This is a genomic window from Micromonospora yangpuensis (assembly GCF_900091615.1).
Lineage (GTDB): Bacteria > Actinomycetota > Actinomycetes > Mycobacteriales > Micromonosporaceae > Micromonospora > Micromonospora yangpuensis.
Genome location: NZ_FMIA01000002.1, coordinates 2632689 through 2647442, shown reverse-complemented (window position 1 = coordinate 2647442; position 14754 = coordinate 2632689). Strand labels below are relative to the sequence as shown.

Annotated in this window: 12 protein-coding genes; 3 read left to right on the top strand and 9 right to left on the bottom strand. The window is 72.0% G+C overall.

What is annotated here, in order from left to right:
• Positions 1 to 18 precede the first annotated feature (18 nt).
• A complete protein-coding gene (locus tag GA0070617_RS12080; protein WP_091436555.1) occupies positions 19 to 681 on the top strand; it encodes a DUF998 domain-containing protein in 663 nt (220 codons plus the stop codon).
• A gap of 315 nt (positions 682 to 996) precedes the next feature.
• On the opposite strand, the gene GA0070617_RS12075 is transcribed toward GA0070617_RS12080, so the two are convergent.
• The 4 genes from GA0070617_RS12075 to GA0070617_RS12060 form a co-directional block, all read right to left on the bottom strand.
• Positions 997 to 2049: a S1 family peptidase gene (locus tag GA0070617_RS12075; RefSeq protein WP_091436553.1), complete on the bottom strand. Its 1053-nt coding sequence runs from the start codon at positions 2047 to 2049 to the stop codon at positions 997 to 999.
• Positions 2050 to 2378: 329 nt separating this feature from the next.
• Positions 2379 to 3314, bottom strand: coding sequence for an acyl-ACP desaturase (locus GA0070617_RS12070; RefSeq protein WP_091436551.1), 936 nt, complete (start codon positions 3312 to 3314; stop codon positions 2379 to 2381).
• Between the two features lie 69 nt (positions 3315 to 3383).
• Positions 3384 to 4712: a histidine--tRNA ligase gene (gene hisS / locus GA0070617_RS12065; protein WP_091436549.1), complete on the bottom strand. Its 1329-nt coding sequence runs from the start codon at positions 4710 to 4712 to the stop codon at positions 3384 to 3386.
• 90 nt (positions 4713 to 4802) lie between these two features.
• Positions 4803 to 5522, bottom strand: a complete 720-nt coding sequence (locus tag GA0070617_RS12060) for an MBL fold metallo-hydrolase (protein ID WP_091436546.1) — start codon at positions 5520 to 5522, stop codon at positions 4803 to 4805.
• A gap of 271 nt (positions 5523 to 5793) precedes the next feature.
• Between GA0070617_RS12060 and GA0070617_RS12055 the strand changes: the two genes are divergently transcribed.
• Positions 5794 to 6663, top strand: coding sequence for a peptidylprolyl isomerase (locus tag GA0070617_RS12055; protein ID WP_091436544.1), 870 nt, complete (start codon positions 5794 to 5796; stop codon positions 6661 to 6663).
• 63 nt (positions 6664 to 6726) lie between these two features.
• Positions 6727 to 7560: a peptidylprolyl isomerase gene (locus GA0070617_RS12050; RefSeq protein WP_091436542.1), complete on the top strand. Its 834-nt coding sequence runs from the start codon at positions 6727 to 6729 to the stop codon at positions 7558 to 7560.
• Positions 7561 to 7627: 67 nt separating this feature from the next.
• Here the strand turns inward: GA0070617_RS12050 and GA0070617_RS12045 are convergent, their stop codons facing one another.
• The 5 genes from GA0070617_RS12045 to yajC all read right to left on the bottom strand — a co-directional run bounded on the left by GA0070617_RS12045 (position 7628) and on the right by yajC (position 14688).
• Entirely contained in the window at positions 7628 to 10207 is a 2580-nt protein-coding gene (locus tag GA0070617_RS12045; RefSeq protein ID WP_091436540.1) for a RelA/SpoT family protein, read from the bottom strand.
• A gap of 169 nt (positions 10208 to 10376) precedes the next feature.
• Complete coding sequence (locus tag GA0070617_RS12040; protein WP_091436538.1) at positions 10377 to 10940, bottom strand: adenine phosphoribosyltransferase; 564 nt, start codon at positions 10938 to 10940, stop codon at positions 10377 to 10379.
• A gap of 104 nt (positions 10941 to 11044) precedes the next feature.
• Positions 11045 to 12229 (bottom strand): protein translocase subunit SecF, encoded by a 1185-nt coding sequence (secF, locus tag GA0070617_RS12035; RefSeq protein WP_091436536.1) that lies wholly within the window; start codon positions 12227 to 12229, stop codon positions 11045 to 11047.
• Positions 12230 to 12232: 3 nt separating this feature from the next.
• A complete protein-coding gene (gene secD, locus GA0070617_RS12030; protein WP_175440505.1) occupies positions 12233 to 14098 on the bottom strand; it encodes a protein translocase subunit SecD in 1866 nt (621 codons plus the stop codon).
• Between the two features lie 221 nt (positions 14099 to 14319).
• Positions 14320 to 14688, bottom strand: coding sequence for a preprotein translocase subunit YajC (gene yajC / locus GA0070617_RS12025; RefSeq protein WP_091436532.1), 369 nt, complete (start codon positions 14686 to 14688; stop codon positions 14320 to 14322).
• Between the last annotated feature and the right edge of the window lie 66 nt (positions 14689 to 14754).

The window sequence follows — 14754 nt, the reverse complement described above, 5'->3', positions numbered from 1 at the left end:
ACCGCGTACGGTGCCGGGATGCGTGTCGTACCCCGGTGGGTGCTGGCCTCCGCCGGCGCGGCGCCGGTCTTCCTGATCGGCGGCTGGACGCTGGGCGCGGCCCGCCAGCCCGGCGGTTTCGACGGGGTCTCCGGGACGATCAGCGCGCTCGCCGCCGTCGACGCCACCGACCGGTGGATCATGACGCTCGGGCTGGTCGGCCTCGGGTTGTGCCACTGCGTGACCGCCGCCGGTCTGCGTACCCTCGGTGCCGGTGGGCGGGCACTGCTCGCGCTCGGCGGGGTGGCCACCGTCGCGGTGGCCGCGTTTCCGCTGCCGGCCGGGGGCGGCAGCGCCGCGCCGCACACCGTCGCCGCCGCGGTGGCCTTCGGCGCGCTGGCGCTCTGGCCGGCGTTCGCCCCGCCCGCCGCTACCCGGGGCCCAACCACCCCCGGTCCGCGACCGGCCGGGTCCGAGGCCGGCCGCCACCCGTCAACCCGGACGACCCCTGAGGGGTACGCGGACAGCCGGCTTCGGTGGGTCGCGCTCTCGGTCGGCCTGCTGGTCCTGGTGGCCTGGTTCGTCGTCGAGTTGGCCGGGGGCGGCGACCGGGTGGGGCTGGCCGAACGGGTGGCCGCCGCCGCCGAGGCGCTCTGCCCGCTGCTGGTCGCCGGCGCGCTGACCACCCGCTCCCGACGCTGAGCGGCGGACCCGCGCGACGCGACCGTCCGGCGCCCCCGCCCGGCCCGGCGCCCCCGCCCGGCCCGGCGGCCCCGCCCGGCCCGGCGGCCTCGTCCGGCCCGGCGGCCTCGTCCGGGCGTAGCGACCCCGTCCGCGCCCAGCGCCCCTTCCGACCAGCGGCCTCGTCGGGGCCCGGCCGCCTCGTCCGGGCCGGCCGCCCGGTTCAGGCGGTGAGAGGGGGACCCTGCTCTACCGAAAGCGTTAACAGGGGGCCCTTCCTTACACAGCGGCGAGCGGGCCGCCGGGGGTCGGCGGCCCGCTCGGTGCGTCGGTGGGTCAGAAGATGCTGACGCCGTAGGCGCTGAGCGCCTCGCCGACCGGCTGGAAGTAGGTCGTGCCGCCGAGTCGGCAGTTGCCGTTGCCGCCCGAGGTGAGGCCCAGGGCGATGGAGCCGCTGAACAGGGAGCCGCCGCTGTCGCCCGGCTCGGCGCAGACGTTGGTCCGGATCAGGCCGGTGACCCGGCCCTCGGCGTAGTTGACGGTGGCGTTGAGCGCGGTCACCGAGCCGCTGCGCAGCCCGGTGGTGCTGCCGGAGCGCTGCACCGACTGGCCGACGGTGGCGTTGCCGGCGGCGGTGATGTCCCGGACGGTGCCGTTGTAGAGCGAGACGTCACCGGAGGCGTTGGCGGCGTTGTTGTGCCGCACGATGCCGTAGTCGTTGCCCGGGAAGCTGCTGCCGGTACGGCTGCCGAGCAGGCTGGTCTGGGCGGAGTTGGAGTACCAGCTCGCCGAGATGTTGGTGCAGTGCCCGGCGGTCAGGAAGTAGTAGGTGCTGCCGCTGCGGACGTTGAAGCCCAGCGAGCAGCGGCCGCCGCCGCCGGCGTAGATGGCCTGGCCGCCGGAGATGCGGGTGCTCAGCACGCCGGCCTCGGCCTCGATGCGGACCGCGCCGTTGGACTTCGCGGCGGCGGCCTGGACCTTGGCCAGCTTCGCGCCGGTCACGGTGGGGTCGACGGAGACGACCACCTGGTTGGTGACCGGGTCGGTCCACCAGGCGGTGCCGGCGATGGTGATCGAGCGGTCCAGCTCGCTGGTGGCCCTGGCCAGCTCGGCGGCGCCCCGCTTGACCAGCTTGGGTGTGGCACCGTTGGCGGTGACCTGCCGCGCGGCGGCGGCGTCGGTGACCGTGACGACCATCTTGCCGGAGGCGTCGGCGTACGCCCCGGCGGACCGGTCGCCGAGGCGCTCGGCGAGGGCGGTGGCGGCGTCGGGTGAGGCGGGCGAGGCGGGCGCGGCCTGGGCGGGCGCGCCGATCAGCGAGCCGACGACCAGGGATCCGGCCACGGCGATGGTGGCGGCGTGGCGGAGGGTTGACCTCGTGGGTCGCATGTACTGACCTCCCGGGAGGGGGTGACGGGCCCGGCGGGGGTGACGGGCCCGGGTGGAGCAAATCCGGCTGATCTGGGGAAACAGCCGCGTCCCGGAGAAGTATTCACATGTCTGATTGGCTAATCAAGAGATTGATCCATAGCATTCCACCCCTCACATACGTGACGCGATCCAAGCGCAACAATCTGGACACCCACCGTTGTCGTGGGACGTACCTGCGGCAGGACGCGACCGAGCGCCGGTCCGCCCCGACAGCGGGCGGCCGGCGCTCGGCGGCGCGAAGGTGACGCGGAAGATGGCGCGACGGTGACCGCGAAAGGTGGGGTGGGTCAGCGGGCGGCGGCGAGACGGGCGTTGCGGGCGTCGCGCTTCTCCTCGAAGCGGGACGCGGCGCGGTCCAGATCGTCGAGGTGCGCGCCGATCCACTCCTGGGCGGCCGCCCCGTCGGCGTCCAGGCCGGTGACGTTGAAGACGTCCCACTGGCGCAGCACCGGCATGACCACCTCGTCGCGGTGCTGGCGCAGGTCGTAGATGCCGGCCAGGGCGATCGCCACCGACTTGCGGGTGAAGCCCTCGATGCCGACCCCCGGCATGGCGAAGTTGCCGAGCACGTCGGCGACCGCGCGCATCGTCTGGCTCGGGGCCACCTCGAACCCGGCGGCGAGCAGGTTGCGGTAGAAGACCATGTGCAGGTTCTCGTCGGCGGCGATGCGGGCCAGCAGGGCGTCGCAGACCGGGTCGCCGGTGGCCTTGCCGGTGTTGCGGTGCGAGATCCGGGTGGCCAGCTCCTGGAACGACACGTACGCCAGGGAGTTGAGCATGTGGTGGTCGTGCGCGTTGGAGTACCCGTGGGACATGTGCACCATCCGGGCCCGTTCCAGCTCCACCGGGTCGACGGCCCGGGTCACGGTCAGGTAGTCGCGGATCGCGATGCCGTGCCGCCCCTCCTCGGCCGTCCAGCGGTGCACCCAGGTCCCCCAGGCGCCGTCGCGGCCGAAGAGGGTGGCGATCTGGTGGTGGTACGAGGGCAGGTTGTCCTCGGTCAGCAGGTTGACGATGAGCGCGGTGCGGGCCACGTCCGGCAGCGTCGAGTCGGACTCCTGCCACGGCTCGCCGCCGAGCCGGCCGTCGAAGGTGCGTCCCTCGCTCCACGGCACGTACTCGTGGGGGAACCACTCCTTGGCCATGGTGAGGTGCCGGTTCAGGTTGCGCTCCACCACGGGCTCGAGTTCGAGCAGGAGTGCGGTCTGGCTCAGTGTGGTCACGAGGATCTCCCTACGGTGGCGTAACTTACGCAACCGTAGGTCGCATCCGGCGTACGCGCCAGTAACGTCTCAGCCGACCAGGGGGGTGCGGTCGGCCGCCGGCGGCGTCCACTGCCCCGCCACCGCCTCGACCTGCGTGCCGGACCGGATGTCCTTGACCTCGTCCGCGGCCCCCTCGGCCCCCGGGAACCAGACGTACGGGATGCCCCGCCGCTCGGCGTACCGGATCTGCTTGCCGAACTTGGCCGCGCTCGGCGACACCTCGGTCGGCACCCCCTGCCGACGCAGCGCCTCGGCGACCCGGTTGCTCGCCGTCCGCTGCTCCTCGTTGGCCACCGCGACCAGCACGCACGTCGGCACCGACCGGGACACCGACAGCTCACCGGCGCCGAAGAGCAGCCCGAGCAGCCGGGTCACCCCGATCGAGATCCCCACCCCCGGGTACGACACCGCGCCCGCACTGGCCAGGTTGTCGTACCGGCCGCCGGAGCAGATCGAGCCGAACCGCTCGTACCCGGCGAGCTGGGTCTCGTAGACGGTGCCGGTGTAGTAGTCCAGCCCCCGGGCGATGCGCAGGTCGGCCACGCAGAGACCGGGCGAGTGCGCGGCGGCGGTCTGCACCACCGCGACCAGTTCGGCGATCCCCTCCTCCAGCAGCGGGTCGGTCACCCCCAGGGCGTGCACCGCGTCGGCGAAGGAGGCGTCCGGTGCGGAGATCTCCGCCAGCGCCAGGCACGCCTTGGCCTGCGCCGGGCTCGCCCCGGCGGTCTCGGCGAGCAGGTCGGCGACCTTCGCCGGGCCGATCTTGTCGAGCTTGTCCACCGCCCGCAGGGTCGCCTCCGGGTCGGTCAGCCCGATGCCCCGGTAGAAGCCCTCACAGATCTTGCGGTTGTTGACCTGGATGGTCACCGGCGGGATCGGCAGCGAGCGCAGCGCGTCGCCGATCACCAGCGGCATCTCCGCCTCGTGGTGCGCGGCCAGGGTGTCCCGGTCGACGATGTCGATGTCGGCCTGGACGAACTCCCGGTAGCGCCCCTCCTGCGGACGCTCGCCCCGCCACACCTTCTGGATCTGGTACCGGCGGAACGGGAACTGCAGCTTGCCGGCGTTCTCCAGCACGTACCGGGCGAACGGCACGGTCAGGTCGAAGTGCAGGCCGAGCGAGTCGTCACCGGCCGTCGCGCCCGGCTCCTCGTGCAACCGGCGGATCACGTAGACCTCCTTGGAGGTCTCCCCCTTGCGCAGCAGCTGGTCCAGCGGCTCCACCGCGCGGGTCTCCAGCGGGGCGAAGCCGTACAGCTCGAAGGTGGCCCGGATCCGGTCGAGGACGAACTGCTCGATCATCCGTTGCGCCGGGGTCCACTCCGGGAACCCGGAGATGGGCGTGGGCTTGCTCATGAGGTGCTCCTCGCGGTCCCGCGCGACGCGCGGACAGGTCGTGGCGGTGCGGCGAAGTCGTGCCGGTAGGGCAGGTCGTTGCGGTGCGGGCTACAGGCCGCGGGCGGGGCCGACCGGCCGACCGGCGTCGACCTCCGACACCTGGCGCAGGTACGGGTTGCCGGCCCGCTCGCGACCGATGGTGGTGGCGGGGCCGTGGCCCGGCAGCACCACGGTGTCGTCGGCCAGCGGCAGGATCTTGCCGCGCAGGCTGGCGAGCATCGCCGGCATGCTGCCACCGGGCAGGTCGGTGCGGCCGATCGAGCCGGCGAAGAGCACGTCACCGGAGAGGCAGAGCTGGTCGGCCTCCCACTCCGAGCCGGCGGCCGGCAGCCGGAACAGCACCGACCCGCCGGTATGACCCGGGGCGTGGTCGACGGTGATCTCCAGGCCGGCCAGGCTGAGCGTGGCGCCGTCGGTCAGCTCGGCGACGTCGTCCGGCTCGCTGTAGGCCAGCCGGCCGCCGAAGAGGGCGGCCAGGTCCGCCGAGATGCCCTTGGTCGGGTCGGCCAGCATCTCCCGGTCGCCCGGATGCACGTACGCGGTGATCCCCCGCGCGCCACACACCGGCGCGACCGAGAAGGTGTGGTCGACGTGGCCGTGGGTGAGCAGCACCGCGGCCGGGTGCAGCCGGTGCTCGGCGAGCACGGCGTCGAGCTGGTCCACGACGCCGATGCCCGGGTCGACCACCACGCACTGCTCCCCGGGGCCGGCGGCGACCACGTAGCAGTTGGTGTCGAAGGCCTGGGCGGGAAAGCCGGCCACGAGCACGTCCGCTCCCCTTCCGTCGAGGTGTCCTCCGGTCGCCAGCCTAGCCGGCCCGGGGCCACCCACCGGCCGCCCGCCCCGGGGTGTCGACGGCAGCCAGTGACCGGCTCCGATGCGTCGACGGGACCGCGCCCGGTGGCCGGTACCGACCTCGTACACCACTTTCCCAGTTGTTACCCGTACACTCTGGCGGGCGTGTGGCGTGGCGCACGTGACGCCCGACGGGGCACGCCCGCCCGCCACGACGACCAGGGTAGAGGAAAGGGGAGCACCGGTGGCTTCCAGCAGGGACCGGCAGCGCAAACTGGCGCGGGCCAAGCTCGACCGCCAGCAGGCCCGGCGGGCCGCCGCCCTACGGCGGCGTCGCCAGATCCAGGCCGGGGTCGGCGCCGCACTGGCGCTGGTGCTGATCGTCGCCGGTTCGGCGTGGGCGCTGGGCGCCTTCGACTCCGACCCCGAGGAGCAGACGGCCAGCGCGGACGTCTGCGCCTGGACCCCGCAGGACGGTGCCGGCAACACCAACCTCAAGGACGTGGGCACCCCGGCCACCGCCGGGCTGCCCACCGAGGGCACCCGCTCGATGACCGTCACCACCGGCCAGGGCACGGTCACCGCCGAGCTCGACCTGACCGCCGCGCCCTGTGCCGCGGCGAGCATCGAACACCTGGCCAGCCGCTCGTTCTACGACAACACCCCGTGCCACGAGATCACCACCGAGGGGGCGGTGCGCTGCGGTGACCCCAGCGGCACCGGCCTGGGTGGGCCCACCTACTCGTTCTACAACGAGAACGTGCCGGAGCCCGCGCCCAGTGGCGCCGCCGACGCGCCGCCGGCGTACCCGAAGGGCACGGTGGCGATGGTCGGCAGCGCGCCGGGGGCCAACGGCAGCCAGTTCCTGATCTTCTTCAAGGACTTCGACCCGGCCGAGCCGGCGTACCCGGTCATCGGCCGGGTCACCGAGGGGCTCGACGTGGTGGAGAAGGTCGGCGCCCTGCCGACCGTGGAGAACGAGGCCGGGGAGAAGGTCAAGCCCAAGACCGACGTGGTGATCCAGAGCCTCACCGTCGGCCAGCCGACCACGACGGCGCCACCGATCGGCGACGCGGTGTCGCCTACCCCGTCGGCCAGCCCGAGCGCCGGCTGACCACCCCTCGTCCAGCAGACCAGCGGCACCGACCGCGCCCGAGCAGTCCAGGAGGATCCAGGCGTGACGTCCACCAGAGATCGGCAGCGCGCCGCGGCGCGGGCCCGACTCGAACGGGAGATGGCCGAGCGTGCGGCCAAGGCCCGCAAACGCCGGCAGACCCAGGCCGTCGTCGGGGCTTCGGCGGCGCTGCTGCTCGTCGTCGCCGGCACCGTCTGGCTGGCGACCAGCCTCGGCGGCGACGACGAGACCGAGCAGACCGCCGGCCCGGCCGCCGGTAAGGTCCAGTGCGCCTTCACCGAGGTCCCGGCCGACCAGCGGCCGCCCACGATCAAGGACGTCGGGATGCCGCCGGCGGAGCAGCCCAACACCGGCACCCAGACCATGACGATCACCACCAACCTGGGTCCGATCACCGCCAAGGTCGACCGGGCCCTGGTCCCCTGCACCGCCGGCAGCTTCACCTACCTGGCCAGCAAGGACTTCTTCGACAACAGCAAGTGCCACCGGCTGGTCACCGAGGGCATCAAGGTGCTGCAGTGCGGTGACCCGAGCGCCACCGGCAAGGGCTGGCGGGACACCGACGGCACCGGCGGCCCGAGCTACCGGCTGGCCGAGGAGAACCTGCCCACCGACAAACGTCCGCCGTACCCGGAGGGCGTCATCGCGATGGCCAACTCCGGGCAGGCGGGCAGCACCGGCAGCCAGTTCTTCATCGTCTACGGCGACTCGCCGCTGGACCCCAACTACACCGTGGTGGGCACCATCACCGGTGGGATGGAGCTGGTCCAGGAGGTCGCCAAGGCCGGTGACGACAAGGCCTTCGCCGAGCAGGCCGGGGGTGGCCACCCCAAGAAGGAGGTCGTCATCACCGACCTGACGATGAGCGACGCCTGACCCAACGCACCGACAAGGACGCCCGCCGGCTCGCAGCCGGCGGGCGTCTCTGCTGGTGGGCGCCGGGTCAGGAGTTCGAGGTGACCCGGTACGCGTCGAAGACGCCGTCGACCTTGCGGACCGCGGCCAACAGGTGACCCAGGTGCTTCGGGTCGGCCATCTCGAAGCTGAACCGGCTCACCGCCACCCGGTCCCGGGTGGTGGTGACGGTCGCGGAGAGGATGTTCACCCGCTCCTCGGAGAGCATCCGGGTGACGTCGGCCAGCAGCTTGTGCCGGTCCAACGCCTCCACCTGGATCGCCACCAGGAAGGTGGAGGCGGAGGTGAGCCGCCAGCTGACCTCGACCACCCGCTCGCTCTGCGCCCGCAGGTCCTCGGCGTTGGCGCAGTCGTCGCGGTGCACGCTCACCCCGCCGGAGCGGGTGACGAAGCCGAAGACGGTGTCCGGCGGCACCGGGGTGCAGCAGCGGGCCAGCTTGATCCAGACGTCGCTGACGCCCCGGACCACCACCCCCGGGTCGTGGCTGGAGGCCCGGCTGCGCGGCGGCCGGGTGGCCACGGCGGTCTCGGCGATGTCCTCCGCCGCGCCCTCCTCGCCGCCGTAGGTGGCCATCAGCTTCTGCACCACCGACTGCGCCGACACCTGGCTGTCGCCGACCGCCGCGTAGAGCGAGGCCACGTCGATCAGGTGCAGGTCCCGGGCGACCGCCATCAGGTTGTCGGAGGTGAGCATCCGCTGCAACGGCATGCCGTGCTTGCGCATCGCCTTGACGATCGCGTCCTTGCCGGTCTCGATCGCCTCCTCACGCCGTTCCTTGTTGAAGTACTGGCGGATCTTGGTGCGGGCCCGGGGGCTCTTGACGAAGCCCAGCCAGTCCTGCGTCGGGCCGGCCGTCTCCGACTTGGAGGTGAAGATCTCGATCACGTCGCCGTTGGACAGCGTCGACTCCAACGGCACCAGTTTGCCGTTGACCCGCGCCCCGATGCACTTGTGCCCGACCTCGGTGTGCACCGCGTAGGCGAAGTCCACCGGCGTCGACCCGGTCGGCAGCGGGATGACGTCGCCCTTCGGGGTGAAGACGTACACCTCCTGGCTGGACAGGTCGAAGCGCAGCGCGTCGAGGAACTCGCTCGGGTCGGCCGCCTCCCGCTGCCAGTCCAGCAACTGCCGCAGCCAGGTCATCTCGTCGATGTGTGCCGGTGGGCCGACGACCTGGGTGCCCTTGTGCTCCTTGTACTTCCAGTGCGCGGCGATGCCGAACTCCGCCGTACGGTGCATCGCGTAGGTGCGGATCTGCATCTCCACCGGCTTGCCGGTGGGCCCGATCACCGTCGTGTGCAGCGACTGGTACATGTTGAACTTGGGCATCGCGATGTAGTCCTTGAAGCGGCCCGGCACCGGCTGCCAGTTGGCGTGGATCACCCCCAGCGCCGCGTAGCAGTCCCGCACCGTGTCGACCAGGATCCGCACCCCGACCAGGTCGTAGATGTCGTTGAAGTCGCGCCCCCGCACGATCATCTTCTGGTAGATCGAGTAGAGGTGCTTCGGCCGGCCGGTGGTCTCCGCCTTGATCTTGGCGGCCTTGAGGTCGGTGCCCACCTTCTGGGTGACCTGCTTGAGCAACGCCTCCCGCTGCGGCTGGTGCTCCCCGATCAGCCGGAGGATCTCCTCGTACCGCTTCGGGAACAGGGTGCCGAAGGCCAGGTCCTCCAGCTCCCACTTGATGGTGTTCATACCCAGCCGGTGAGCCAGCGGGGCGAGGATCTCCAGGGTCTCCTTCGCCTTCTGCTCCCGCTTCGGCGTGGGCAGGAAGGAGAGGGTACGCATGTTGTGCAGCCGGTCGGCCAGCTTGATCACCAGGACCCGCGGGTCCTTGGCCATCGCCACGACCATCTTGCGGATCGTCTCGGCCTTGGCCGCGTCACCGAGCTTGACCTTGTCGAGCTTGGTCACCCCGTCGACGAGCAGCGCGACCTCGCCGCCGAAGTCGGTGCGCATCTGGTCGAGGGTGTACTCGGTGTCCTCGATGGTGTCGTGCAGCAGCGCCGCGACCAGGGTGGTGGTGTCCATGCCCAGGGCGGCCAGGATGCCGGCGACCGCCAACGGGTGGGTGATGTACGGGTCACCGGACTTGCGGTACTGACCCGAGTGCCACCGGGCGGCGGTGTCGAAGGCCCGCTGGAGCAGCCGGGCGTCGGCCTTGGGGTGATTCTCGCGGTGCAGCGCGATCAGCGGCTCCAGCACCTCGCTTACCTGCGAGGTCTGCCAGGGGGCGTTGAACCGGGCGAGCCGGGCCCGCACCCGGCGGCCGGTCGGCGCGCTGGACAGGCCGAAACCGGCGCTCGGCGAGGGGTCCTCGTCGGTGCCGAGCGCCACCACCACCGGGTCGGGACCGGCGTCGGAGGTCAGCACCGGGCCGGCAGCCGGGTCACCGAAGGAGCCCGTGCCCAGGCCGCCGGAGGGTCGAAGGTCGGCGGCACCGTCTCCGGGCCGTCCGACGTCACTCGGGGCGGCCGGTCCGGTGCCGTTGGCGGCGACACCCGCCGCCGACTCACCGGTGGTGTCCTGCCGGTCGGTCACCGAGCTGTCCGTGTCGCCTGTGGGGTGCACCGTGCCCTCCGCCGGAGGGACGACATCGTGGGACACCGGCCTCCTCACCGCTCGCCGGGATGCGCCGACCGTCAGGGCCGGCCTGGGTATCACACCGCCGGACGGTCGCCCGCCCGGCCAGCAATGGGCAATGCTACCCGTACGCACCGTGCCCTGCCGCTCCGCCGGTCGTACGGGTCCACCTCGGCCCGCCGGCCCACCGGGGTCAAACGGTCAGCAGGGCATGGACCGGACGCGGGGCGAGCCGGTCCCGGCCACCGAGGAAGGCCAACTCCAGCAGCACGGTGAAGCCGGCGACGGTGCCGCCGGCCCGCTCGACCAGGTCGAGGGTGGCCCCGGCGGTGCCACCGGTGGCGAGCACGTCGTCGACCACCAGCACCCGGTGTCCGGCGGTGAACGCGTCGGTGTGCACCTGGAGGGTGGCCTCGCCGTACTCCAGGGCGTAGGAGGCCGAGTGGGCCGCCCGGGGCAGCTTGCCGGCCTTGCGCACCGGCACCACGCCCACCCCGGTGGCGTACGCGACGGCGGCGGCGACCACGAACCCGCGCGCCTCGATGCCGACCACCACGTCGAAGGAGTCCCGGCCGTGGTGGGCCACGATCCGGTCGGTCACCTCGCGGAACACCGCGCCGTCGGCGAAGAGCGGCATCAGGTCCTTGAACAGGACACCGGGTACGGGGAAGTCCGGCACGTCCAGCACCCGGCTGGCCACCAGGGCGGCCACCTCGGGGCCGCTGTCTCCGCGTACTGAGTTCTCGGTCTCCGGCACGGCGCTTCCGTTCCCCTTCGACGACGACGGCGTCCTGCATGCTGCGCGCACAGCATGAAGGACGCCGTCGAACCGGTTGTCACCGGGTGGGTGGTGCGACCCGGTCAGCGCCGTTTGGCGCCGCCCGGCCGGTTGCCGCCGCCGGGCCGGCCGCCCCGGGCCCCGGCGGAGCGCTTGCCCGCCGGCCGGGCGCCGACCTTCGGCGTCGCGCCGGCCAGCGCCGGCACCTCCTGGTCGGGCTCGTGGTCCGGCTCCTCGGCGGTACGCGGCGCGCCCTTCGGGGTGCTCTCCCCCGAGGCGAGGGCACCCCGGCGGGCCAGCACCCGCTTGTTGTGCGACTGGATGCGAGGCTCCTGGTTCTTGAGCACCACCAGCAGCGGGGTGGCCAGCAGGATGGAGGTCAGGAACGCCATCGCCATACCGACGAAGAGCACCAGACCGAGGTCCTTCAGGGTCCCCGCGCCCAGCAGACCGGCACCGATGAAGAGCAGACCGCCGACCGGCAGCAGGGCGACCACGGAGGTGTTCAGCGACCGCATCAGGCTCTGGTTGACCGCCAGGTTGGCCGCGTCACCGTAGGTCTGGTTGTTGTTGGCGGTGATGCCCTTCGTGTTCTCCTGCACCTTGTCGAAGACCACCACCACGTCGTAGAGCGCGAAGCCCAGGATGGTGAGGAAACCGACGATTGTCGACGGGGTCACCTCGAAGCCGACCGCCGAGTAGATGCCGGCGGTGAGGACCAGGTTCATCACCAGGGAGAAGATGGCGGCGACCGCCATCCGCCACTCGAAGCGCACCACCAGGTAGAGCGTGACCAGGGCGATGAAGATCACCAGACCGAGCAGCGCCCGCGAGGTGACCTGCTTGCCCCAGGCCTCGCTCACCTGGTTGCCGCTGATCTGGTCGGCGGGGATGCCGAACCGCTCGGCCAGGTCGGTCTTGACCGCGTTGGCCTGCTCCGTGGAGAGCTGGGTGGTCCGCATCTCGTAGAAGTTGCCGCTGGTGCCACCGACCTGCTGGGCGGTGACCACCTCGGCGCCGCCGCCCGGGCCGGCCAGCGCCTCGTCGACCTGCGTCTCGGCCTCCTCCAGGGTGCCGACGCTGGCCGGCACCTGGAAGGAGTTGCCGCCGGCGAACTCGATGCCCAGGCTGAACCCGCGGATCCCGACGCTGAGCACCGCGAGCAGGACCAGCACGCCGGCGACCGAGAACCACAGCCTGCGCCGGCCGACGATGTCGAGACCGGCCTCGCCCCGGTAGAGCCGGGCACCCAGACCATTATCAGCCATTGCTCAGGCCTCCTTGACGCGCTGGTTACGGGGCTTGGCCGGCTGCTCGGTGCGGGCGGGCAGGGCCCGGCCCAGGCCGCTGACCCGCGGGGACAGGAACGCCCGGGTGCGGGCGAACATCGTCATGATCGGGTGCCGGAAGAGGAAGACCACCAGCAGGTCCAGGACGGTGGCCAGGCCGAGGGCGAAGGCGAAGCCCTTCACCGTGCCTACCGACACGACGTAGAGCACCACCGCCGACATGAGCGTGATGGCGTTCGCCGAGATGATCGTCCGACGGGCCCGGGTCCAGGCCCGAGGCACCGCGCTGCGCGGACTGCGGCCCTCGCGGATCTCGTCCTTGAGCCGTTCGAAGTAGATGACGAAGGAGTCCGCGGCCACACCGAGCGAGACGATGATGCCGGCGATCCCGGCGAGGGTCAGGGTGAAGCCGATCTGCCGGCCCAGGAAGACGATCGCGCCGAAGAGCAGCAGCGCCGACAGCACCAGGCTCAGGAAGATCACCGAGCCGAGCAGCCGGTAGTAGAAGAACGAGTAGATGACGACCAGCAGCATGCCGATACCCGCGGCGAGCAGACCGGCGCGCAGGTGGCTCTCGCCCAGGGTGGCGGTGACGTTCTGCTGCTCCTGCTCCTCGAAGGTCACCGGCAGCGCGCCGTAGCGCAGGTTGCCGGCCAGCTCGCTGGCGGCGGCCTGGGTGAAGTTGCCGGTGATCTGCGAGCTACCGGTCAGCACGCCCTGGATCTCGGGGGCGGAGACGATCCGGTTGTCCAGCACGACCGCGACCCGGCACTTGCCGTCCTGGCCCAGCGCGCTGGCGTCGCAGGCCTGCCCGGTGTTGTTGAACGACTCACGGGTCAGCTCGGTCCACTTCTCCTGGCCCCCGCTCTTGAAGTCCAGGCTGACCACCCACTGGCTGGTCTGGTCCATCACCGCGCTGGCGCCGCTGACGTCGGTGCCGAGCACCTTGGCCTGGTCCAGCAGGTACTTGGCGCCGGCCTCGCAGGCCACCGCCTGCTGGTTCTCGTCCTTGATCGACGCCGGGGGCCGCTCGTCGAGCTGGGCGCAGCCGACGGTAGGCACGTTGAACTGCACCGGGACCGGCAGCACCGCCACCTCGCGCGGGGTCAGCTCGGCGAACGGGGCGAGCTTCTCGGCCAGCGACGGGTCGGTGGCCAGGTCGGCCGGGGCCTGCAGGGCGTTGGCCGCCTGCCAGGCCTCGGCGCCCACCTTCTGCTGCACGGCCTGGCGCTGCTGCTCGATGGTCTGCGTCTCCGGCGCGGCGCTGGCGCTCGGCGAGGGGGCCGGGGCGCTCGGCGTCGGGGTGGCATCCGGGGTGGGGGCCATCCCGCCCTGTCCGCCCGAGGGCGAGGAGGTGACCTCCGGCTCGGTGCCGCCGGAGGGGCTGGGTGCCGGGCTGCCGGACGGGTTCGGCGTCGCCGCCGGCGGCGGCGCGATCGTGCCACTGCCGTCGGCGGCCTTGAGCACCTTGCGGAAACGCAGCTCGGCGGCGCTGCCGACGTCGGTCAGGTCGCGGTTCTCACCGGGCAGGGAGATGACGATGTTTCGGTCGCCCTCGGTCACCACCTCGGCCTCGGCCACCCCGTAGGCGTTGACCCGGCTCTCGATGATCTGCCGGGCCTCTTCGAGGTTCTCCGACGTCGGCGGCCGGCCGTCGACGGTGTTGGTCGCCTCCAGCGTCAACCGGGTGCCGCCGACCAGGTCCAGCCCGAGCCGAGGCTCCAACCGGTCCTTCCAGCCACCGCTGGCACCGCCCGCGAAGAACACCAAAAGATAGAGGACCACGAAGATGATCCCGAGCACGGCGAGCTGCCGCCCGGGGCGCATCTGTCCCTGAGGTGGTGCCACGGCTGTCCTGTCTCCCTGTACGGTCGCGCCGCCGGTGCGAACGGCTGCGGAGGTCGGGCCGGAGATCCCGGCGACGTCGGTGCCTGGCCGGCTCCCCGCCTGGCACGACACCCCCGCGTCGCCGGCTCAGCGGCGAAGGACGGGGGGCGTGGGAGTGCCGGGACGGGCACCGACCTGTCTATCCACTTGTGACAATATCCGCTGCCCGACGGGCGCGGTAGCTACTCCTTGACGACTTCGACGCCCTCGGTGGTGCCGGTGGACGTCTCCTCCTCCTGCTCGACCCGCTTGGTCACCCGGGCGATGGCCGGGCGCGCGTACCGGGTCTGCACGCCGGGGGCGACCTCCAGCAGGACGGTCTCGTCGTCGACGTCGGTCACCGTGCCGTAGAGACCGCCGATGGTGACCACCTCGTCGCCGGCGGACAGCCCGGACTGCATCTGCTCCGCCTCCCGGCGGCGCTTCTGCTGGGGGCGGATCATCATGAAGTACATGACGCCGAAGAGCAGAGCGATCATCAGGAGCGGCGTGAAACTGCTCGCTCCTCCGCCGCCCTCTGCTGCGATAAGCACGGTTGCTGACCTTCCCATCAGCCCCCGGACCGACGCGTCGGGCGCCGGAGCGGAGGCGAGTTCTCACGTCCTGTACAGACCGCG